The 21197-nt window shown below is 66.7% G+C and carries 19 protein-coding genes; 5 read left to right on the top strand and 14 right to left on the bottom strand.

Going from position 1 to position 21197, the window contains the following annotated elements; translation table 11 throughout:
* Positions 1 to 43: 43 nt before the first annotated feature.
* The 7 genes from FND50_RS20055 to FND50_RS37815 form a co-directional block, all read right to left on the bottom strand.
* On the bottom strand, positions 44 to 2125 hold the full coding sequence (locus FND50_RS20055; RefSeq protein ID WP_144286838.1) for an ATP-binding protein: 2082 nt from the start codon (positions 2123 to 2125) through the stop codon (positions 44 to 46).
* 95 nt (positions 2126 to 2220) lie between these two features.
* The gene (locus tag FND50_RS20060; RefSeq protein WP_144286839.1) at positions 2221 to 3336 is read right to left on the bottom strand and encodes a CapA family protein; all 1116 of its coding nucleotides are present in this window, start codon (positions 3334 to 3336) and stop codon (positions 2221 to 2223) included.
* An 89-nt stretch (positions 3337 to 3425) separates the two neighbouring features.
* A complete protein-coding gene (locus FND50_RS20065; protein WP_005253179.1) occupies positions 3426 to 3815 on the bottom strand; it encodes a hypothetical protein in 390 nt (129 codons plus the stop codon).
* Positions 3816 to 3963: 148 nt separating this feature from the next.
* Positions 3964 to 7002 (bottom strand): serine/threonine-protein kinase, encoded by a 3039-nt coding sequence (locus FND50_RS20070; RefSeq protein ID WP_144286840.1) that lies wholly within the window; start codon positions 7000 to 7002, stop codon positions 3964 to 3966.
* A 344-nt stretch (positions 7003 to 7346) separates the two neighbouring features.
* Positions 7347 to 7739 (bottom strand): GGDEF domain-containing protein, encoded by a 393-nt coding sequence (locus FND50_RS36900; protein ID WP_260850544.1) that lies wholly within the window; start codon positions 7737 to 7739, stop codon positions 7347 to 7349.
* Positions 7667 to 8029, bottom strand: coding sequence for a hypothetical protein (locus FND50_RS36905; protein ID WP_260850545.1), 363 nt, complete (start codon positions 8027 to 8029; stop codon positions 7667 to 7669). The genes FND50_RS36900 and FND50_RS36905 overlap by 73 nt, the downstream gene beginning before the upstream one ends.
* A 244-nt stretch (positions 8030 to 8273) precedes the next feature.
* On the bottom strand, positions 8274 to 8459 hold the full coding sequence (locus FND50_RS37815) for a PAS domain-containing protein (RefSeq protein WP_397492187.1): 186 nt from the start codon (positions 8457 to 8459) through the stop codon (positions 8274 to 8276).
* Between the two features lie 136 nt (positions 8460 to 8595).
* Here FND50_RS37815 and FND50_RS20080 point away from each other — a divergent pair, with 136 nt between their 5' ends.
* Positions 8596 to 9078, top strand: coding sequence for a hypothetical protein (locus FND50_RS20080; protein ID WP_186301085.1), 483 nt, complete (start codon positions 8596 to 8598; stop codon positions 9076 to 9078).
* A 24-nt stretch (positions 9079 to 9102) separates the two neighbouring features.
* On the opposite strand, the gene FND50_RS20085 is transcribed toward FND50_RS20080, so the two are convergent.
* Entirely contained in the window at positions 9103 to 10380 is a 1278-nt protein-coding gene (locus tag FND50_RS20085; RefSeq protein WP_144286841.1) for a sensor histidine kinase, read from the bottom strand.
* 438 nt (positions 10381 to 10818) lie between these two features.
* Entirely contained in the window at positions 10819 to 11181 is a 363-nt protein-coding gene (locus FND50_RS36910) for a hypothetical protein (protein ID WP_260850547.1), read from the bottom strand.
* A gap of 292 nt (positions 11182 to 11473) precedes the next feature.
* On the opposite strand from FND50_RS36910, the gene FND50_RS20095 reads away from it, so the two are divergent.
* Positions 11474 to 12388: a hypothetical protein gene (locus tag FND50_RS20095; protein WP_144286842.1), complete on the top strand. Its 915-nt coding sequence runs from the start codon at positions 11474 to 11476 to the stop codon at positions 12386 to 12388.
* 397 nt (positions 12389 to 12785) lie between these two features.
* Here FND50_RS20095 and FND50_RS20105 read toward each other — a convergent pair whose 3' ends face one another.
* The gene (locus FND50_RS20105) at positions 12786 to 13700 is read right to left on the bottom strand and encodes an exodeoxyribonuclease III (protein ID WP_005571759.1); all 915 of its coding nucleotides are present in this window, start codon (positions 13698 to 13700) and stop codon (positions 12786 to 12788) included.
* A gap of 156 nt (positions 13701 to 13856) precedes the next feature.
* Here FND50_RS20105 and FND50_RS20110 point away from each other — a divergent pair, with 156 nt between their 5' ends.
* Positions 13857 to 15431 (top strand): LVIVD repeat-containing protein, encoded by a 1575-nt coding sequence (locus FND50_RS20110; protein WP_144289117.1) that lies wholly within the window; start codon positions 13857 to 13859, stop codon positions 15429 to 15431.
* Positions 15421 to 16074 (top strand): DUF305 domain-containing protein, encoded by a 654-nt coding sequence (locus FND50_RS20115; RefSeq protein WP_144286843.1) that lies wholly within the window; start codon positions 15421 to 15423, stop codon positions 16072 to 16074. Before FND50_RS20110 ends, FND50_RS20115 begins: the two co-directional genes overlap by 11 nt.
* A gap of 265 nt (positions 16075 to 16339) precedes the next feature.
* Here FND50_RS20115 and FND50_RS20120 read toward each other — a convergent pair whose 3' ends face one another.
* The 3 genes from FND50_RS20120 to FND50_RS20135 form a co-directional block, all read right to left on the bottom strand.
* On the bottom strand, positions 16340 to 16858 hold the full coding sequence (locus tag FND50_RS20120) for a hypothetical protein (protein WP_005253169.1): 519 nt from the start codon (positions 16856 to 16858) through the stop codon (positions 16340 to 16342).
* Positions 16855 to 17616 (bottom strand): ParA family protein, encoded by a 762-nt coding sequence (locus tag FND50_RS20125; RefSeq protein ID WP_144286844.1) that lies wholly within the window; start codon positions 17614 to 17616, stop codon positions 16855 to 16857. Before FND50_RS20125 ends, FND50_RS20120 begins: the two co-directional genes overlap by 4 nt.
* Positions 17617 to 18028: 412 nt before the next feature.
* Positions 18029 to 18658, bottom strand: coding sequence for an SDR family NAD(P)-dependent oxidoreductase (locus tag FND50_RS20135; protein ID WP_260850549.1), 630 nt, complete (start codon positions 18656 to 18658; stop codon positions 18029 to 18031).
* 266 nt (positions 18659 to 18924) lie between these two features.
* On the opposite strand from FND50_RS20135, the gene FND50_RS20140 reads away from it, so the two are divergent.
* Positions 18925 to 20427, top strand: coding sequence for a carboxylesterase/lipase family protein (locus FND50_RS20140; protein WP_144286846.1), 1503 nt, complete (start codon positions 18925 to 18927; stop codon positions 20425 to 20427).
* A gap of 340 nt (positions 20428 to 20767) precedes the next feature.
* Here the strand turns inward: FND50_RS20140 and FND50_RS20145 are convergent, their stop codons facing one another.
* Positions 20768 to 21148 (bottom strand): hypothetical protein, encoded by a 381-nt coding sequence (locus tag FND50_RS20145; protein WP_186301087.1) that lies wholly within the window; start codon positions 21146 to 21148, stop codon positions 20768 to 20770.
* Between the last annotated feature and the right edge of the window lie 49 nt (positions 21149 to 21197).

Consider the following 21197-nt stretch of genomic DNA (forward strand, 5'->3'; position numbering starts at 1 on the left):
CAATCGGTGCTCGATCACCAGTCCGAATACTGCTCATTCGTGTTCACTGCGGGTGTCCGTAGACGTCCCGGTCCCATAACCACGAGACGATCCGCGCGACACCCTGTGTGAGGTGGCGCCGATACGTGCTGAACGGCACTCCGAGCACCCGGGCGGCGGCCTCCTGGGTTCCGGCCGGGCGCAGGTACGTCCGGTCGACCGCGCGCAGCAGTTTGTCGTCGCGTGGGTTGTCGGCGAGCGAATCCACCGCGTCGCGGAGCACGCTGTCGAGTTCGGCAACGCCCGGCTCCCCATCGCTGCGATCGCACACGACCCGGGTGCGCATCAGCGGGTTTCGTCGGAGCAGGTCGGGGCGGTGCCAGTCGTGCAAAGCCTGCCGGACCGCCTGCTCGAACTCGGGTTGAGAAAGTACCAGCAGGTCCGGCGTCGGACGCGGAGGTGCGGAAGGACTCTCGGACAATGCGCGCTCGGTGACCCGCTCGAGCCACGCGTCGACCGGGACACGACGGAAGTCGTGTGCGAACAGCCCGTACTTTCGGACGCCCACCTCGAAATCGGCGCCCTCGGCGCGCGGAAGGTCGGCGACCGCGAAGTACTCGTTCCACCGATCCGGTTCGGCAAGTGTGAGGAAGTCCCAGGACAGGCTCGGTGTGCACAGGTACCGCTGCATGGTGATGATCGGAATGGCGTTCATCGTGGGCGACGGGTCCTGATAGGTGTCGAGGTCGACGACGAACCGGGTCTGGGTGACGGTCTCCCCCGTTCGCGGAGGTGAGTGGCCGCAGGCGAACTTCCAGGCCGCCGCGGCACCCGGATCCGACGCCAGATCTTCCGCGGACGCGAGGCTCAGATCGATGAGACCGAAGAACCCGCGGGGCGCACCGTCGGGACGGCGCACGATGTAGAACCCATCGGGCTGGCATTCGTACCAGGCGGCCGCTATGGCCGCCGCCTCCGCACCCTCGTGGAGTCGGGTGAGCTCGATGATCGTTTCGCGATCCGCCGGGGAAGCGGGTTCCGGGTAGTGCCGACCCCACGATTCCCACTCCACCGGGGACAGGATCCCGGGCAGATTGCGAAACACGAACTTCAGGTCGAAGATCACGCGCTGCTGTTCGCGCCCGGTACACGACAGAAGCGAGCGGCGAATGTGCCGGCACACGCGGTGGAAGACGTCGGTGTAGGCGTCGAGGTCGCGCCACCGCAGGTCCGCGTCGATGACGTCTCGGGCCATATCGTGTGGGGCCAGGCCCTCCGGGCCTGCGTCGACGAACGACAACTGCCGCAGCCACACGAACATCGCGTGCGCGTCCTCGAGCCCGAGGGCGTCGCGCAGCAGTGCCTCGGCGGTCACCCGCGCGAGGGCGCACACCTCGAGTGCCCGCCGATGCGCGGGGCTCGGCACCACCGCGATGAACCGCTGCATCAGCTCCGCCATGAGGTCGGGGGTCAACGGATCGGCCGACACCTCGCCGCCGCGGGATGCCACGTCGGCCAAGAGCGCCAGCGCCAGCGGATGGCCGTGCGTGGCCCGGCAGATTCGTTCGTGCAGCGGAGGCGGCACCGCCACTGCCCGGAGAAACTCTCTGCTCTCCTGCGGAGTGAAATTTCGGAGGGACACGACCCGCAACAACTCGGACCACGCCGCGTCGGAACGCCATTCGCAGCTGGGCGGTGTCCGGGCCGCGATCACGGTGAGCGCCGTTGCCGGTAGTCGCGGTAGCAATTGCGTGCGCACCCACTCGTCGATCGGCGTCAGAACCTCGTATGTGTCGATGAGGATGCACAGTCGTTCCCCCGCCCGCGCGATCGCGCCCGTGTCAGGCACATCGACGGCCTCGCCCAACGCGGCCAGGACAGCCGACGGAGACGGCGGAATATCGCGCCCGTCGAGCCGGACGACCGACGCGCCCGTTTCCGCCGCGATCTCCGCGAACTCGTCCAGCAACGTGGTCTTCCCGATCCCTCCGGGGCCGTGCAGGAACAGCACGGACAACTGCGGATCGGCCGACTCCAGTCCGGCCCGAACCAATTCGCGCTCGACCCGGCGCCCGACGAAGGTCCGCCTGCGCCTCGAATTCAGGACGTCTCCGAGCGGTATCGAGGACTGTGCCGCGCCCTCCATACGTCCAATCTAGGAGCAGTGCCCTTCAGACGAAACCTTGGTGGGATCCGCTCAACGGTGTGCGCAGCGCACCCCGCTGCGTACACACCCGCCACTTACCAGTTCGGGTGCCTCGCGCGGGCGACGAGGACGTCGTCGCCGGCATCGATGCGGGTGCCGAAGCCGCGGCTGATCCCGTCGAGGACCCGCCGCAGCCATTCGGTGTCACCTGTCGACGCGCGTTGCAGTCGCATCTGCCGGGATTTCATCGGAACCATTCGCAGCTCGCGCAGTTCGTGGGTGGGCGCGTCGAGGGTCACCAGGTAGAGCAGACGCAGATCGTCGCGGAAGCGTTCGTGTCCCCCGATGCCCTCGTAGTCGTTGATCAGGTCGCCGCAGCCGTACAAGATCGGATGGCCTCGGTAGATCTCGACCGGCCGCGGGTGATGAGACGAGTGCCCGAAGACCACGTCGACGCCACCGTCGACGAGCCGATGCGCGAACTCGACATGCGCATCCGGCACGTCGTATCCCCAGTTCGAACCCCAGTGCACAGAGACCACCACCACGTCCGAGTTCCGCCGTACCAGCCGCGTCCGGTCGAGCACACGGTCCGCCTCGGCGCCGGTGGGTTCCGAGAGGTACGCGACACCGGGCCGGCCCCGGCGGGCGGCCCCGTGCGGCGACATCCCGCTCGACGACATACCTGCTGCCCAGATCAGCAGCCGACGCCCCGTCCCGGCCGCCACGACCACGGGACACCACGCCTGCGCCACGGTCCGCCCCGCTCCGACGGTCCGCACACCGTTGCGGGCCAGCACATCGAGGGTCTCCACGAGCCCATCGGGACCGAAGTCGAGCAGGTGATTGTTCGCCAGTACGCAAACGTCGATCCGCGCAGCGGTGAGCACCCCCACGTTCGACGGATGCATTCTGTAGTTGATTCCTTTGGACGCGAAGCGGGCACACGCGGTGACGGACGTTTCGAGATTGACGATGCGAACGTCCGGCTCCACCGCGTCGAGGACGCGCAACGCCTCACCCCACGGCCACCCGAACCCGACGGGGCGGGGGATCGAACCATTTCGCTTCTCCGCCAACGCCACGTACTCGCGGGCGTCGCGGACGCAACGCTCCCGCAACTCCGGGTCGCCGGGAAAGGGGAGGATCTGGTCGACTCCCCTACCGGTCATCACGTCGCCGGCGAGGAACATCCTGATGGTGTCGGACATCGAAATCCTCAGCGACAGCACGAGTACCGGGAACATGCTCGGAGACCGACATCACGACTCAGAGAATGCACCCGTCGCTCGCGCTGTCTTCAGGCACGAGCGCCGGCTCGGTCGAGCTGAGAGACCCGTTGCGGACTCAGCTCGAGGATGACACCGATGTCACGCACCGAGAGACCCGATCGGCGCAGATGCGCCACCGCAGCCCGCGAGGCCCGCGCTGCACATTCCTGCGCGTGGGCGGCGGACTCGACCTGCAAGTGGGCCGCTCTGGCCTCCATGAGCGCCGCCGAATCCCCGATCTCGTAATCAAGGACCACCTCGACGTCCTCGACCGGCACATCCTCGACCAGATGCACGGCATCCGCCACGATCGCAGAAATCTGATCGAGCCGCCGTGCTCGGGCGAGAGCCGCCTCGACTCCCGGGACCTCCACCACCCACCAGCCGCCACAACGGGTGGCCTTCGCCGTCACCTTCATCACGAACCACTTCCTACCCGGCCCGCATCTCGTGCGAAACTCGCCCCTCCAACGACAAGTCTAGTCCCCCTCGACCAAGGAGAACTACACGGACAGAAGACCTTCAGTTTGCACGACCGCTGGTGGAACGACCCCTCGATACCGGCACTCACCAGAAATCCAGTGCCTGTGCAGTCGCGGTGGACTCCGCGTGGGTGGGCCGTAGTGCACCGCCGATGGCGTAGACGGTGTGACCGACCGTCGCGACGGACATCCCGTGAGCCCCCGTGGGCATGGGCGGCAACGGTGACCAGGTCCCCGAGGCCACGTCGTAGGCCTCGACCGTCGACAGCACCTTGGTCGGTTGTTCGCCACCGACCGCGACGATGCGGCCGTCGATGAACGCCGCACCGAGCCCGCCGCGAGGAGTGGGCATGGCGGGCAACGTCGTCCACGTGCCCGCGGCCGGGTCGTAGCGTTCGACCGCGGCGGTGTTCTGGTCCGACGCCAGATCCCGCCCGCCGATGGCATAGAAGTACGTACCGTCCGACACCGCGGCCAGGTGTTCCCGTGGTGTGGGGATCTCCGAGACGGTCGTCCACTTCGTGCCGTCGAACACCTCGGTCGTCGCCACCAGTTCGCCGTCCGCCTGTCCCCCGGCGACCACGATCCTGTCGCCCACCACGGCTGCGGCACCGGCCGCCCGCGGCTCGTTCATCGGCGCCAGATCCACCCACTTGCCATTCCGAAGCGCGAGCACCCGGTCCGACGTCGTCCCGGTGAGGTTCGGACCTTTCGGCACCCAGCCTCCGAGGACCACCAACTCGCCCCCGTACTCGACGGCCATCGCGTGATTGAGGGGGACCGGAAGGTCGGGACCCGCCTTCCAGGTGTCGATGGCAGGGTCGTTCCCCTCGACCTTCGGGGTCGACCCCGCATTGTCGAGGCCACCGAGCACCCAGATCGTCCCGTCCGCAACCGCCGTCGCCGTCTGCTGACGGGCGATCGGCGCATCCTTCAGCGGACGCCACGCCGGCGCCCATTGAGTCTTGCGTGGCGCGAGCTGCAAGGCCTCGGACACAGCGGTCGATTCGGCGTGTGTCGGTTTGATACCGCCGCCGACGGCATACACCGTGTCGCCGACCGCGCCGACCGCCATCCCGTGCCGAGGTGTGCGCAGAGCCGGCAATTGCGACCACGTTCCCGCGACCACGTCGTAGGCCTCGACCGTCGACAGCACCCGAGTGGGTTCTTCACCACCGACCGCGACGATGCGGCCGTCGATGAACGCCGCACCGAGGCCGCCGCGAGGAGTGGGCATGGCGGGCAACGTCGTCCACGTGCCCGCGGCGGGATCGAATCGTTCGACCGCGGCGGTGTTCTGGTCCGACGCCAGATCCCGCCCACCGATGGCATAGAAGTACGTGCCGTCCGACACCCCGGCCAGATGCTCCCGTGGTGTGGGGACAGGCGCGACGGTCGTCCACTTCGTTCCGTCGAACACCTCGGCCGTCGCCACCAGTTGGCCGTTCGCCTGGCCGCCCGCGACCACGATCTTGTCGCCGACCACGGCCGCGGCACCGGCCGCCCGCGGTGCGTTCAGCGGCGGCAGGTCCACCCACCGACCGTCGCGCATGGCCATCACCCGATCGGAGTCGACCGCGGTCAGGTTCTGACCTTCCGCCTTCCAGCCGCCGATCAGAACGGGCTCGTCGTTGTAGGTGACAGCCATCGCATGATTGAGCGGGACCGGAAGATCGGGGCCCGCCTTCCAGGTGTCGATGGCCGGGTCGTAGCCCTCCTGCTGGGTGGAGACGCCGTTGTCGTCCAACCCACCGAAGACCCAGATCGTCCCGTCCGCGACCGTCGTTGCCGTCTGCTGGCGGGCAACACGGGCATCCGCGACCGGTCGCCACGCCGCGGTCGGGTCGACGGAGGGAGACGCGCCGGCGTCCTGAACGGTCGGTCCTGCGGTGCCGGTTCCGGTGGTTTCTCGAAGCACGAGGTACCCGCCGCCGGCCAGCACCAGCGCGACGACCAGTGCGAGCGCGGTCAGGACCGCGCGCCGACCTTTGCGGGACTCTCCGATGCTGCCCGGACCTCCGGCCGATGGCCAGGGCGGCGGGCCCGCGGGCGGCCAGAGCGGCGGTCCCGAGGGATGAGGATCAGGCTGGAGTTGCTGGGTCGGTTCGACCCACAGACGCCGGCCGCTGTCCGGACCTTCGTACCGGATTCGGCGGTATCCATCGGCACCGGACTCCGACCGGTGTGTCTCGGTCGTCTGCGCGGTCTCCAGAGGTGCCAGCGCCATCGCGTCCGAACGCAAACCGATGTGTCGCTGAGCGGCTTGGAGTTCGTGTCCGAACTCCTCGGCGGACGCCGGCCGAGCAGCGGGATTCGTCGCCATCGCCCTCTCGATCACAGCGCACACGCCGTCCGGGATGCCTTGGGCGCGCAGGTCCGGCACCGGCTGGCTGCTGATCCTCACGAACTGCGCCACGAGTTCCTCACCGGTCTTCCGCTCGAACGCCGCCCTCCCCGCGATCAGCGAGAAGATCGTCGCGCCCAGTCCGTAGACGTCGGATCTCGCCGTCGGCGACTCCCCGTTGAGCACCTCCGGCGCGGTGAACGCCAGTGACCCGGTAAACCCGCCGGTGGCCGTTTCGTACCCGCCGGCGATGTGTGCGATGCCGAAATCGGTGAGCTGCGGCTCGCCGTAGTCGGTGAGAAGGATGTTCGCGGGTTTGATGTCGCGATGCAGCGTGCCGGTCCGGTGCGCCGTCTCCAAGGCTCCCGCCAACTTCACCCCGATACTGATCGCCTCCGGCCACGGCAGCGGACCTTCCCGGCGTATCTGGACCGCCAGTGAATCGCGCGGGTGATAGTGCATGACGATGTACGGGCGACCGGTGTCGGTCACGCCGACCTGCAGTATGTTGACGATGTTCGGGTGGCCGGAGAGCCCACCCATCGCGTACCCCTCCCGCAGGAAGCGCTCGCGGTTCTCGGGGTCCAGGTCCGACGTCAGCACCTTGATCGCGACGATTCGACCCAGCGAACGCTGCACGCAGCGATAGACGACACCGAATCCGCCCCGGCCGACCTCCTCGGCACCGGCGAACCCGGCAGCGTTCAATTCGGCCACGATCCCGCGGCCCACCGCACGGACCGGCGCCGCCTGGGTCGCGTCAGGGTCGAAATCGGCCATCGGACGCCTCAGTTCCTTTCGACATCCACGACGATGTCGCGGTTGGGCCCGCCGAGTAGGGCAGGCTTCGTGCCGACGTGCACACTCGGGTTCATCGCATTCACCTCTGATGCAGGTCCAACCGACACGCCACCAGCAGTCGACGACTGCGAATATCTTTCTGTCACAAGGGCGAAGCGCGGTGTCATTTCGTCGGATGTCGACGGGATCCGCCCTGTTCAGAAAGTATTCGACGGGTCGAGATCCGCGTCAAGATGACAATTTCCCCTCCCTAGGGTGCCTATCGGCAGTCACGACTTCATGTCACGTCGGCGACAGCGCACAAATCGGGTTCTGCGGCAGTCCTAGAAGGGGCCGTCGTAGAACGCGTAACCGCCCGCCCCCGCAGCCTTCGCCCGATACATCGCCGAGTCTGCCCGGCGGACGAGTTCTTCACGGGTGCACTCCGGATCGGAGAGTGCGACACCGATACTCGCACTGATCGGCCAGTCGAGAGATCGTGCCCGGTTCAGGTCGGCGACGCTTCCGGTGATCCGGGCAGCAATCGCCACCGCCTCTGCTGCGCCCGCGACGTGCTCACACACCACCACGAATTCGTCACCGCCGAGGCGGGCAACGGTACCGCCCGGGCGCACCGCCGACCGCAGATGCCTGGCAAGAACGATCAACGCGTCGTCGCCGCCGGCATGGCCGAGGCTGTCGTTGACGATCTTGAAGTCGTCGAGATCGACCAACAACAGCGCAACGCGCGTGCCACCGCGCGGCGCGGCGTCCAGGGCGTCATCGAGCCGGCGTCGGCGCACACGATCACTGCCCCGCTGGCGGCGGCATACCCGGGTTGTGAGCCCCTTCCCGGGGCGAACGTCGTCGGCGAGGGCTCGGGTCCCCGATAGGCCAGCACGGCGAGTTCGCCGTCGTCGGACATCTGCGCGATCGACGAGCACTGCACACCCATCAGTGCGGCGGCCGCACCGGCCGCCGCCGCGAGGAGCTCGTCGAGGTCCCCGCCGACCGCGAGTTGGCTCAAGTCTGCGATCGCCTGCTGCCGCGGGCCCGGTACGCTGACTCCGCCAGAGCGCGATGCAAGCGTTGTTCGTCCTCTTCTGCGCCGCGGCGATCCTGTGCAAACGAGGCGACCAGCGACGGCCCGGTGCGCGTGTGCTGCAGCACGAATGTCGAGATCAGCATCGGGATCGGCTCGCCCGTCACGAAACGGCGGAATTCCGTCAGCCCGTTCCACTCCCCCCGGCTCGACCAGCGCCGACTCCACCTCACGGGCCTGCACGAGGCCGACATCGGTGAACAGCTCCGCCGTCGTCCGCGCGTACGGCATGCCCCAATCCGAGCAGACCGACACCGGCGGGATTGACATACACAATTCGCCCCGACACGAACACCAAGGCCGGAGTGTGTTCGAGGACCGCGAGCAACATCCCCGAATCCGGCAGAGCCTCCATGGGTACTCAATCCCCTGCGAACCTTCCGTCCCACACCCGCCTGTGACCTCCTCCACGATAAGCGGCGTCGGCACCGCCGCGGCGGTGCGGGCGTGGCACGTTGATTCTGCCTCGGTGTAGGTGCACGATCGTGGGCATGCGCAGAGCGCGTTGGCCGGCATTCGCGCCGCCGGCAGCGAGTGGGACCGCAGTGCACGGTCCCACCATCCTCGCGTCCAAAACTCACATCACCCTCGACTTGCTCGGAATCGTCGCCTTCTCGTCCGGAATCCATGTCCGACTCGCGCTGACTGCGACCGGGTGCGCCGCCGAACGTGCGCATCACGAGACACGATCGCTGTCCGATCCCACCGATCCCGACACCCAGTGGTCGTATCTGTCGGTCCTGCTGCAGCTGGGGTCCGTGGCGGGCGAAGCCGACCCCTACCTGCCGCGATCCGGTTCGCCGCTGAAGTGGGGTGGGGTGCCCGCGTACCGCACGGAGCCGAATTATTGGCTCGGTACGTGTACACGCCCGCACGACATCATGATCTCGGCGGGGTGGCCGGAGATCGGTCTCGGCACCACCTGTGTCACGGCCCTCCTCGACGCCAGTCCGTCCGCTGTCACATCCGACTGATCGTGAAAGCGAAGCCCGGCTCTGCTAGAGCGCCGAGGTCGTGAGGGAATCGGGTGCTGTCACGATCTCGAACGGCATTTCGATGTGCGCAACCGTCCCGGATCGAGGTCCGGGGTGGACGGAGAAGCTGCCTCCGGCCGCGACGACACGGAGTTCGTGCGATGTCAGTCCGATGTGGCCTCTGGTGAGGCTTCGGTCGATCGCCTCACGGGAGATGCCACACCCGTCGTCGGTGACATCGAGGACCGCATGCTCACCCCACCGCGCCAGCTCGACCCGGACGGTACGGGCGTGCGCGTGTTTCACCACGTTGCTGAGCAATTCGCGTGCCGCGCTGAACAGCACATCATCAGCCGTGGTGCGAAGGTCGTCGACCCATTCCGAGGTCAGAAGCTCCACGTCGAAACCGCCGCGTGCCTGGGCGGATCGGGTGATGTCGCCGAGAGCGCGAGCGAGACCGACACGATCGAGCACAGTGGGATGCAGCTCCGAGACGGTCGCCCTGAGCAGGGTCGCGGATTCGGTGAGTGCGTGGGTGATGCGATCCACCGCCTCCGGGTCGGCACTGCCGGTGAGGTCGTCGAGGTCCATTTTCGCGGCCAGGACGAGTTGAAGCGCCCCGTCGTGGAGTTGCTCGGACAGCGCACGTCGTTCGCGTTGTTCGAGACCCATCAACTCTGCGAGCAGGGCGGTGCGGTCGCGCACCAGGTGACCGATGGTCAGCACTCTGGAGCGTTGAATTCTGCTGAGCACGACGGCGCCTGCACCGAGGACGGCGAGGGCCATCGTGCTGAGCAGGATGGAGGTCCAGGGTTCTTCGTTCGAAGCCATCGTGGCCCAGCTGGCGGCCAGGAACACCAAGACCGTAGGCACGACCACGGACGCGCAGACACCTGGGCGCAGCTGCGTGGAGGCCAGGAGCGGGATCACGAACAAACCGTTGCTCAGGATGTCTGCGGTCCAACTCTGTTGCGCTGCAATACCAGTCAACAGGGTGAGGCAGCCGAGGACCGCGAGGTCGACGAACAGTGCGAGCCACATCGCGTTCACCGGCCCCGGACCGCCTCGACGAGTCCACAGCGCGAGCCCGCCGGACCAGAGTGCGTAGCAGATCAGGACCGCGACGCACACGCCCGCATCGTTCATGGGCGGGACGAACCCGAGAGTCAACGCAATGAAGAGCACCAGCACACCGCGAAGCGCGAGCTGCAGATAGGCGCCGCGATAAGCGTGCTCGAGGATGATGCGTTCGAGATCTGGGGTGCCGCCGAGATCCGCGGGTAGTACCGATGACTCAGCCATGGGACGGCCTCCTCGGCCGGGCGACTCCGACAGGAAGATGCGGGGACATCAACTGCTGGACCTGCGACAATGCCCAAGATTCTAGCACCGGACTGTGGGGGACCCCTGGTACTCGACGGTCTGCGCGCGGGCCCTGCGGACCTCCGCGAACTGCGCCTCGCAGTTCACCTTGCAGTCGCTGATTGTCCAGCGCCAGAGTGGTGGCGGCCCGCACGGCCGCCAGCAGCCTCGGTTGGTCGGCGACCGCAGGGTCGTACACCACCGCCCCCACCAGGACGCCGTCGCGGATGAGGGCGGTCGCCTCGCGGGGATCGTTCCTGGGTGGCGGAACCTGGGGACGCCCTTGCGCGTCCACATATCCGTCGTCCGCGCGGGAGAACGACCACAACGCAGGGTCCGGGTCGCGCAGTGCCGCGCGCACCCGCGTCGATGAAGCGATCACCGAGCGGGGCGGTGCCGATCTCGATCATCGAGGTTGCGCACTGCGGCTCGGGCGACGCGGTAGCGCAGAGCGGCGATCCACAGCGGCGCCACGGCGGCCCGGTAGGCCGGTGAACCCGACCTCCATCGGGCGATCACCACGCCGATCAGGACCACCCCGAGGGCGATCCCCACTGCACCGAACATCACGTGCAGCGCCGCGAAGACCCTCTGGTCGTCACGCACCAGGAGCAGATTCAACGACGGTGGATGGGCCGGGCTGATGCGGTGGGTGTCGAGGAACGCAAGCTCGGACACGACGGCGACGGCGTAGTACGCGTAGCTTCCGTCGACGAACCACCGCTCCCACCGGTGGCGCAACCGCCCCAGGGAAACCTGAACACGAGTTGGATCAGCACCGCAATGTACATGTTGGTCAGCGCGGCGCCGACCGTGAACAGGGCCGGAACCGCGATCCTCGTGGGGATCCCGATTCGGCAGCATCACCACAGGGTGGGGTAATGCGACACCTGGGTGGGCCTTCTCGACACCTTCGGCCCCTGTCGCCTGCCGTTGTTCGGCGCGGATCGATCGATGCCACGCGGCACACCGGCATTCGTGGGAACATCTCATCCGATCGGTCCAGCAGACTGAAGAGAAAGGGGTGTGGTTCATGACCAGGATCCGATTTCGGCCCGCGGTGGCACTGGCATCGATCGCCGGTGCGTCGACCCTGTTTCTTGCGGCCTGCACCCAGGACGCATCGTCGACCGAGGGCATCGAATCGGCCACGCCGAGTGCCTCCGACGAGGCGCCGGCCGCGGAGGCACCGGTCAACGGTGTCGATGCGAAGGTGTACGCCTCCAGCGACCCGGAAACCGATGCCTACGGGTTCGTCACACCGTCAGGGAAATGGCAGTGCGCGATCATTCCCACCAGGAATCTTGCCGGATGTGCATCTCATCCCACTGCGGGGCCATTGGGAGTCCCGGGGACTCCGCAGATCGCCCCGCCAGACGGAGGCCCGCCGGCCGAGGCGAACCTCATCGCGGTCGAGGCGGGGAAGGATCCGAGCTTCCAGAACTGGAACCAGACGGTCTTTCCCGCCAACGCCAAGGTCCTCCCGTACGACACCACGCTGGCGATCGACGGATTCAGTTGCAATGTGCAGTTCTCCGGCGTCTCCTGCAGGGAGGATGCAACGGACAAGGGGTTCACCATCTCCACCAGCGGCTACAAGTTCGAGTTCACCCCGATACCCGTGAGCCTCCCCAGCGCGACCCCGGCACAGATCGCGCCTACGACGGCCCCGCTTCCCCAGCAGGCGCGCGGATCGAATCAGTGTGGCCCCGTTGCCTATCCGGAGACGGGAAAGCCTGCGACCGTGGTCATCGTGAAGGGAACACTCCGCTGCGACGAGGCGCATGCGATGCTCACGAAGTATTTCGCCGCACCGGACAAGAACGAACCGGTGTACAGCTTCGACGGGTGGGAATGCCGCCTCGCGGGAGACCCGGGATCCGCGGAGATCGGCTACACGATCAACTGCACCGACGACAACGGGAACACCGTGGTCGCACAGCCGTAGACCGATCACCCGCGACACTCGACGCTCGATGTCTACGCTGGCGCTATGCAACCACCGAATGACCAGGACGGTACTTGGGAGGGTTCGTGGCTCGCGGCAATGACGGTGATCAAGAGTGCTCAGCGGGTTTTCACGCCTCAGAACCGCCCTCCCTCCGAGCTCCTTCCTCTCGTCGAACCCCTGAGCCGGTTGGGTGATGCGCTCCGGGCAGCACCGCCCCCGAAGAGTCCCGCCGTCGCGCGGCCGAACTGGTGGCCGATCGAGACCTGATCGAATGGGCATGCCGGCCGGATCAGCCCAGCGAGATCCGGGAGTTCGGGGCGACCTTGGCCTTCCTGTCCACGAAACTGACCACCGGAGCCTCGGGCTGTCCACGCCGCACAGGCGTCCGGACCGCTCAGAAGTCGTAGTCCACGACGACCGGAGCGTGATCGCTCATCCGGCGGTCGGCCGCCGGATCACGGTCGGTGCCGGCCGTGACCGCCGCTCGTGCCAATTGCGGCGTCGCGAGGTGGTAATCGATGCGCCAGCCGATGTCGTTCACGAATGACTGCCCCAGCCACGACCACCACGAGTACGGACCCTCGACGCCCGGATGCTGTCGCCGGACGACGTCGACGAGGGTGCGCGGCGACAGGATGGAGTCGAACCACTCGCGCTCCTCCGGCAGAAACCCCTCGGCCTGATTGCTACGCCGCCAGTTCCGTACGTCGGAACGGGTGTGCGCGATGTTGAGGTCACCCATCAGCAGAAGCTCCCTGCCGCGTGCGCGCGCCGTGCGCCGCGACCGGGTCAGCTGTCGCGCGAACGCGGAGAGGAAGCGCATCTTGCGGTCGTACCGGGCGCCGCCGTCGGGCGCTTCCCGCATCCGCCCGGGCTTCTGGAGGTGGGCCGGAAGGCCACCCTTCGGCAGGTACATCGATGCCACGGTAATCGGCGCCTCGGCGAGATCGACCTCGACGTACCGACCCTGGTTCGCGAACTCTCCCAGCCCCCGGGCCAACGGCTCCGGATCCAGTTCGACGCTGTCGGTGTGCATTTCACCTGGCGCCCGCATCAGCGCCGTACCGCTCCACGTCCGAACTGCGACGGGCGCCTGCCGGGTCAGGACCGCGACACCGTTGCGGCCCGCGACGTCCCCCTCGTCGTACGTGAGGTGGTAGTCGCCGAACACCCCCGGCGGGATGGACTCGGCACGAGCCCGCACTTCCTGAAGCGCGACCACATCGGGGCCGCGGTCGCCCAGCCAGTCCTCGAAGCCGCGCCGCTGCGCCGCGCGGATCCCGTTGACGTTGAAGGTCGCGATTCGCACGAGTGACAGTGTAGGGATCCGACCGACGCGTCGAATCTCGCCATACCTTTCACGTGCCGTCTGGCAGTTCTGCGGAGTTGGCCGATTTGTATGTGAACTCGAGTACGCGTTGCTAGCCTTCCCGTGATTGAGACCACACTGCAGGGGGAGATCTCGATGCGGATCGCGCGGACGCGGCCAGGAAGTGCCCGGCGAGGTGTGGCGACCGCGGCCCTGGCGGTATCGGTTGTCCTCGGGGTCACGACGAGCCCCGTGCCTGCCGTCGCGTCAGCCGAGACGTTCTTCTTCGACGACATCGGCTCGACGGCCGTTCCGAGGGCGAACTGCGGCCCCGGCTCGCTGCCCGAAACGGGCATGCAGGGCGACGTTCCAGCCGAGGACCGAAACAACGGCCGAAGCACCCAGGCCTATCGATGCAATATGTCGCTGGTCGGAGGCTTACAGGATCGCGGTGGTGGCCTGCTGTCGGTGACCTACGACCACTGCTCCTACACCAGCACGTTCTTCCCCGGGAACCTGCTCAACCCCACAACGCCGGGCGTACAGGTGCTCGACGTGTCGAACCCTGCGCAGCCGGTGTTGTCCACGACCCTGAACGAGCCCGCGATGCTGGGCGGAACCTGGGAAAGTCTGAAGGTCAACAAGGCACGCAAGTTGCTCGCGGCCACGGCGGTGCCGATCGCTGCCGGCACCGGCTATTTCTCCGTCTACGACATTTCCGACTGCGCCCACCCCCGATTGCTCAACCGTGGTGCCGGTAGCGACGTCACGATGCCGCTGCCGTTCATCTCCCATGAGGGCGGCTTCTCGCCGGACGGCAACACCTACTGGGTGTCCGGCCCCGCACCGGGTTTCCTCACCGCCATCGACATCAGTAACCCCGCCGAGCCGCGGATCATCTGGCAGGGATTACACGGACTCGGCGGGCACGGCTTCGGCATCACCCCCGACGGGAACCGGATGTACCTGTCGAATCTCGGTGGGATCACAGTCCTCGACATCAGCGCGGTGCAACGGGGCGACTCGTATCCCACCGTCCCGCAGATCGCCACCTACCTGTGGACCGACGGCTTCTTCAATCAACACAGCATCCCGGTCACCTATGGGGACAAGCCTTACATCTTCACCGTCGACGAAACCGGCGGCGGTGGAATCAAGGTCTTCGATGTCGCCGACCCGGCGCACGCCGAGATCGTGCAGAAGATCAAGCTCGAGATCCAACTTCCGGCCAATACCGCCGCGAACCTTCGGTCGTCGCAAGGCGGCTCGGTGTTCTCCTACGATCCGCACTACTGCGTGGTCGACCGTCCAGCCGACCCGACCGCACTCGCGTGCTCCTGGGAGTCGTCCGGGATCCGCGTGTTCGATATCCGTGATCTGAACCGCATCAGTGAGATCGCCTACTACAACCCGCCGGCACAGACCGGGAAGAACGTTCAGCTCACCAACTCTCCACACGCATTGTCCTCGCTGATCGGTGTCTCACTCTTCAACTTCGTTCCGCTCGCCCGCGGCGTCTTCGAGGGCAAGACGGATCCGCGGGTCGCGTTCGGCCCGCGCGCCGGAATGGTGGCGTTCGGCGACCTATCGGCGGACTGGTGCTTCTCACCTCCGGAGTTCCACGGCAACCAGATCTGGACCTCGTGTAGCGACAACGGCTTCATGGCGTTGCAACTTGACGACACCGTTTATCAACCACCGGCGAATCAGGCTCCGACTTATGGTCAGTGACACCAAGTCTTCGTCGTTCCGCGGTCCCCTCGTCCTCTTGCTGTGCGCCATCGTGCTTGGCGTCGCCGGGGTCGCCGCCGGAATGTGGTTCGAATCGGAACGCGACACCAACCCCGACACGGTGCAACTGTCATCAGCGGACATCGGCTTCGCACAGGACATGTCGGTGCATCACGAGCAGGCCGTGCTGATCGCCCAGACGTTGTCGCAGGACGTCGATCCGCAGACCCGGGTCATCGCCGATCAGATCGTCGTCGCACAGACGTCCGAGATCGCGACGATGCGCGGTTGGCTCACCCTCTTCGACGAACCGTTCACTACACCGCAACCGATGCAGTGGATGCACGGATCGGATCACGCCATGACTGACCACGGCGGCGCACCCATGCCGGGGGCAGCGAGTACCAGCGAGATCACCCAGCTCGCCGGCCTGCGCGGAGCAGATGCCGAGACACTGTTTCTGCAGCTCATGATCCGGCACCACCAGGGGGGAGTCGACATGGCCGACGCAGCCACCCACGCAGTTGCATCCGAACCGATCCGCCGCATCGCACGCGGGATGATCCGTGACCAGAGCAATGAAATCGCAGTGATGACAGCCATACTCGACACCCGAGACGCGACACCGCTCCCCCATCCTTGAGGCGTTGAGGCTCTCGACCGCCCCACACCCGGAAGCCCGACGCATGTCGCGCAGATGCCGGGACCACGAGGTCCGCTCCCGCACCGCGCGACGTTGTAGTCCGGCGCGAGCTCGGGGTCGGGGCCCGTTCGGGTCGATCTCGACGGTCTCGAGCAGCGTTTACCGGCTTGTCGTCGATGCGTAACAACCGCACCTACCGATAGCCTGCCACGATCGACTGACGAGCCGGTCGTGCTCGATGTCATTGTGACTGCTCCGGGGCGGGCTAGTTGATGCGTGATCCCCGGACGAATTCGGCGTTGCGCGGCGGGAAGGGTTCGCCGCTGTTGTATCTGCGTTCGAGAACGGCGAGGTACTGGTCGAGGGCTTCGTCGACGAGGTTGGACCAACTGTTGGGGGCGCCGGCGATGTGGCCGATGGCAGCGATGGCATTCTTACCATTTTCGACCTTGGCGCTGTTGATGTAGACGGATACCTGCTTCTTGTCTGCGGGCACCCGTTTGGTGGTCTTCTTTTCCTCGCCGCGGGCCACCGGCCCCGGTTGAGGTTCGGCGATGGTGGCTGCTCCTTGTGCCAGGTCCACGCCCTGCTCGACGAGGTTCGGCAGTCGTGGCTTGCGGCGTTCGAGGGGGTTGTTGGCGAGTCCCGCTTTACGTGTCACGTTCGTCAGGAGGTCCTTGCGACTCGTTCTCGAGTACGTCCCGTCCTGGTGCGCGCCTGTGCGGGGCTGGTGGCGGCGTTCGAGGGGGTTGTTTGCGAGTCCGGGTTTACGTGTCACGGTCATCGGGGGTCCCTTTCGACGAGTTCTTGGGCGGCGTCGCGGTAGGCGCGAGCTGCGGAGGAGGACGGTGCCCACCTGACGACGGGTTCTTCGGCGCTGTAGCTTTCGCTGACTCGGACGGACTTCGGGATGATGGTGCGCATCGTCTGCTCGGCGTAGGTCTCGCGGAGCGCGGCAAGGACCTGCTGGTCGATGACCTGGCCGAGTTCGACGCGGCCGCACAGAATGTGATTGAGCCGTGCGGTGGGGTTGAGCAGCTCGACCTGCTGGGTGATGTAGTTTTCGATCCGCATGAGCGCTTCGAGTTCCATGGCTCCTGTCATGACAGCGGCGAGCACTTCGGTGCAGGCGACGAGTGCGCTGATGGTCAGGTGGTCGAAGTCTCCGGGGCAGTCGAGGAGGTTGAAGTCGACATCGGGGGCGCTGGCGAGTGCTTTGCGCAGGATGCCGTGTGCACCGGGCTTCTTGAGGAAGTAGGGTCCGACGGAATCGAGTTCCTTGGTGGCAGGAACGAGGTGGATCCCGGACGCGGTGATGGTGGTGGCGTCTTCGATGCTCGCAACCAGCATGAGTACCGACAGGACATCGTTGTCGACGGCTTCGGGCGTGGCGCCGAGCCAGGTGGTGGCGTTGCATTGTGGGTCGAGGTCGATGACGCGGACGGTATAGCCGGCTTCGACGAGGGCTTGGGCGAGGTTGACCGTGCTCGTGGTCTTGGTGGAGCCACCTTTATGGTTGACCACTGCGATGGTGCGGGTCATGTGGGCCTGTCCCTTCGTGTAAATATAATGACGCCCCTCAAGATACTTAACTTGGTCGAGGCACGCGGATGACCCGCCGATCTGAGCTGGAACAGGTCCGATCCCACCGCTACGACCACGAGTTCGTCACGGTTGATCGGCCCTCACCGCGGTCTCGACGAATCCAACACCATCCGAGAGTCCGGTGACTGCAGTCCTGTTGGCAGCACCTGCTCATCCCCTCCGCGGGTGGTTGCTACCCTCGACTTCGACGTGTTCGCGGACAACGATTTTCAACTTCGGGACCTTCTCGGAGGATGCGGACCTCGCCATCATCGCCGCCACGGGACACTCGACACCGAAGCGGCAGCCGTCGACTGGTGTCTCCTCGAGTCGAGTGCCTGTGGGTGTTCGTCCAACCGGCAGCCCCGTGTCAGTCGACGACAGCGCCCCCGGTGAGGTTGATCTCGGTCGCGGTCATCGCAGTGGCCCAGTCGGACGCGGCGAAGACGGCCGCGTTGGCGACATCGGCGTAGCTCGGGCGCCGCGGCAGCAGCAGACGGGTGGCGTCCGGGTCGGGCTCGCCCTGTTCCGGGGAGCCCGGCGACAGTAGCCAGGCGACACGGACACCCTGCGGCCCCAGCTCGGCGGCCAGCTGTCGGCACAGGCCGGCGAGTGCGGCCCACGCGACGTGGGAGCCACCGAGGTTCGGGATCGCCTCCCGCCCACCAGCCATGACGAGGATGACGCCGCTGCCGCGTCCCACCATGTGGCGCGCAGCGGCCGTGGCCACGGTGAAGCTCGTCGTGACCGCCTTGGCGACCGGCTGCATGACGTCGCCGACCCGCATGTCGACAAGCGGCGTGCCCTGGATGTCGTCGTTGAAGGTGGCGTTGAAGCAGACATCGATGCCGCCGCTCTGGTCCGCCACCGCCGCGGCATGCCGCTCGACCGCGTCCCGGTCCACCGCATCGAGAACAGCGACGTGCGCAATCCCGCCCTCGTCCCTGATGCTGTGGGCGACATCCTCGAGCGTGGCTCGCGTGCGTCCGGTGAGGTGCACCTCAGCGCCTTCCCGCGCATACGCCCGCGCGACCGCGGAACCGACGGCGCCACTGCCCCTGGAACAGATTCCGCTAGGTCATGCGCTGCCTCGAGCGGACCGTCGTCCGAGTGGTCTATCACGACCCACAACACGACTTGACGGCAGAGCTCTCAGGCCGGACACCGAAGCCCATGGCAGGCTTGGATCAGGTGGGTACCGATTTCACACACCACCCTCGACCCGACCATCCAGCGTGACGCGCACATACGAAAGGGGCGTCGCCGATGACCGTCCGTACCGTGAGCACGGAGGCAGGGCGACTCTCCGGTGACCACACCGACGGGGTCGCCCGATTCCTGGGAATCCCCTACGCGGCAGCTCCAGCGGGCGAACGCCGATTCGCACCCCCTGCCCCTGCCGAACGATGGGCAGGGACCAGGAACGCCACCGGTTACGGCGCGACCGCACCCCAGCCGCCGTTGCACCCCGCCCACGCGAATCTGGCGCCGCTGATCGGACCCGGATGGGTCGCCGGAGACGGCGAATACCTCAATCTCAACGTCTGGACACCCGACCCCGGCACGAGTGGGCTTCCGGTGATGGTCTACGTCCACGGCGGCGGGTTCGTGATCGGGTCGGGCGCCGCCCCCGCCTTCGACGGCACCTCGTTCGCGCGCGACGGCGTCGTCCTGGTCACCGTCAACTATCGACTCGGGGTGGAGGGCTTCCTCGCACTGTCCGGTGAGATCACGAACATTGGATTGCGCGACCAGATCGCAGCACTGCGCTGGGTTCGCGACAACATCGCCGGGTTCGGCGGGAACCCGGACAACGTCACCGTCTTCGGCGAATCGGCCGGCGGCTCCTCGGTCGCGTTCCTGCTGCACTCCCCGCTGGCCGCCGGACTGTTCCAGCGCGCGATCGTCCAGAGCGGACACGACGAGATGGCCCGCAGGCTCGAGCTCACCGAAGAACTCACGAAGGCACTCGCTGCCAGGCTCGGAACCTCCGCGACCACAGACGCATTCCGAGAATTCTCTGCCCCCGACCTGCTACGCGCGCAGGCAGCGCTGCTCAGAAACGACCCCCACCCAGACCTGCGCGACGACAACGGTTTCGACCCGGGCCACCGTCGTGCGCTGTTCCTCCCCACCACGGGTGACGACGTCCTCCCCGATCCGGTCGGAGTCCCGAGTACATACTCGCGCGGCGTCGACCTGTTGATCGGCACAACACTCGAGGAAGTCAACCTCGGTTTCGGTGCCGACGAGTTCGCCGCCTTCGACGCGCATGACGCCGTAGCCGAGTTGGCCGCCACCTACCCCGATGCCGAAGCGCTCCTCGAACGACACGGTCTCCACGACCCGGCCGTCACCCCCGCGCACGCACTCACAGCCGCCTACACGGACCTGATGTTCAGATCACCGAGCCGCCGCACTGCGCGCCGCCACCCAGGCCCCACCTACGTCTACGAATTCGCCTGGCGATCACCACTGCACGGCGCCGCACACGGCCTCGACGTCCCCTTCGTCTTCGACACCGCACAGGCATGCCGCGACCTCATCGGCGACGCCGCACCTGGCGCACTCACCCGCGCGATGCACCAAACCTGGCTCGACTTCGCGACCCACGGAGATCCCGGCTGGCCCACCTACGACGACGCCAGAACTGCGATGAGTTTCGATGCCAGTCCCCACCGCTGCGAGGACACCGCTCCCGACGACACCGGCGCGAAATACCTGCCGGGCACCTCCACAATCCGAAGCTCCGCGCACGGACAAGCATGAGAAGCCGCTCCCATGCCGGCAACAAATTCCATTGGTCGCCCTCCCGAGGTCGCAGCGGCTGTCACCGGCGGAGTCGACTTCGTCCGTCACCGGACAGTGTGTGCAGTGGCACGTCCAACGAACTTCCCGATTGACGAACCTGCACCGGGACGAGATCGGCGCCGAGCGCGCACACCCGCAAGGGTCCACGCGCGTCCCGAAAGCGGATCTCTGTTCGGTCAGCTCTGCGCACGGTCGTTGGCGCTACGGCCCTCGTCTTGGTGATGCGGTGAAGCCATGACGCGAGAGCCCAACCGAGTACACGGGTTCGGCGAACACGCGGTCGCGTCCCTGTTATCTGTTACTGGCGATAGATCTCCACGCGGGCGTTGGTGATCACGCCGGCATTCAACGAGGGGGCACCCCAATTCGTGCTGCAAGCCCCGGTGGCCTGACCTGTCGGCACGAATGAGGGACTGGACTGACTGAAGGGCCCGATCGCATACAACGGAAAGGCGTTGGGGATTCCGTGAAGGCCCCAACAGTCGACGATAAGCGCGTACTCCCTGCCGGCGGGCGCATCGGTGTCATGGCAGGTCGCCGTCGCGCTGAGGGCATCCCGCTGGATGACGCAGTCCTGGGGGTCCGCCTGGGCGGTGCCGGAGCCGATGATCGCTGTGAAGGCCAGCCCCGATACGACGGTGGCCGTGACGCGTGCTGCAACGACAGTAGCGTTTCTCATTGAGATCCTTTCAGTAGCAAGAACTCTGATGTCGGGTATCCCGCTGGGG

The organism is Rhodococcus sp. WB9 (genome assembly GCF_007558985.1).
Lineage (GTDB): Bacteria > Actinomycetota > Actinomycetes > Mycobacteriales > Mycobacteriaceae > Rhodococcus_F > Rhodococcus_F opacus.

Excerpts from the sequence above, each read along its gene's own strand:
- FND50_RS20055 (WP_144286838.1), bottom strand. The coding sequence starts at position 2,125 with ATGGAGGGCGCGGCACAGTCCTCGATACCGCTCGGAGACGTCCTGAAT.
- FND50_RS20060 (WP_144286839.1), bottom strand. The coding sequence starts at position 3,336 with ATGTCCGACACCATCAGGATGTTCCTCGCCGGCGACGTGATGACCGGT.
- FND50_RS20065 (WP_005253179.1), bottom strand. The coding sequence starts at position 3,815 with ATGAAGGTGACGGCGAAGGCCACCCGTTGTGGCGGCTGGTGGGTGGTG.
- FND50_RS20070 (WP_144286840.1), bottom strand. The coding sequence starts at position 7,002 with ATGGCCGATTTCGACCCTGACGCGACCCAGGCGGCGCCGGTCCGTGCG.
- FND50_RS37815 (WP_397492187.1), bottom strand. The coding sequence starts at position 8,459 with ATGGAGGCTCTGCCGGATTCGGGGATGTTGCTCGCGGTCCTCGAACAC.
- FND50_RS20080 (WP_186301085.1), top strand. The coding sequence starts at position 8,596 with ATGCGCAGAGCGCGTTGGCCGGCATTCGCGCCGCCGGCAGCGAGTGGG.
- FND50_RS20085 (WP_144286841.1), bottom strand. The coding sequence starts at position 10,380 with ATGGCTGAGTCATCGGTACTACCCGCGGATCTCGGCGGCACCCCAGAT.
- FND50_RS20095 (WP_144286842.1), top strand. The coding sequence starts at position 11,474 with ATGACCAGGATCCGATTTCGGCCCGCGGTGGCACTGGCATCGATCGCC.
- FND50_RS20110 (WP_144289117.1), top strand. The coding sequence starts at position 13,857 with ATGCGGATCGCGCGGACGCGGCCAGGAAGTGCCCGGCGAGGTGTGGCG.
- FND50_RS20115 (WP_144286843.1), top strand. The coding sequence starts at position 15,421 with ATGGTCAGTGACACCAAGTCTTCGTCGTTCCGCGGTCCCCTCGTCCTC.
- FND50_RS20120 (WP_005253169.1), bottom strand. The coding sequence starts at position 16,858 with ATGACCGTGACACGTAAACCCGGACTCGCAAACAACCCCCTCGAACGC.
- FND50_RS20125 (WP_144286844.1), bottom strand. The coding sequence starts at position 17,616 with ATGACCCGCACCATCGCAGTGGTCAACCATAAAGGTGGCTCCACCAAG.
- FND50_RS20140 (WP_144286846.1), top strand. The coding sequence starts at position 18,925 with ATGACCGTCCGTACCGTGAGCACGGAGGCAGGGCGACTCTCCGGTGAC.
- FND50_RS20145 (WP_186301087.1), bottom strand. The coding sequence starts at position 21,148 with ATGAGAAACGCTACTGTCGTTGCAGCACGCGTCACGGCCACCGTCGTA.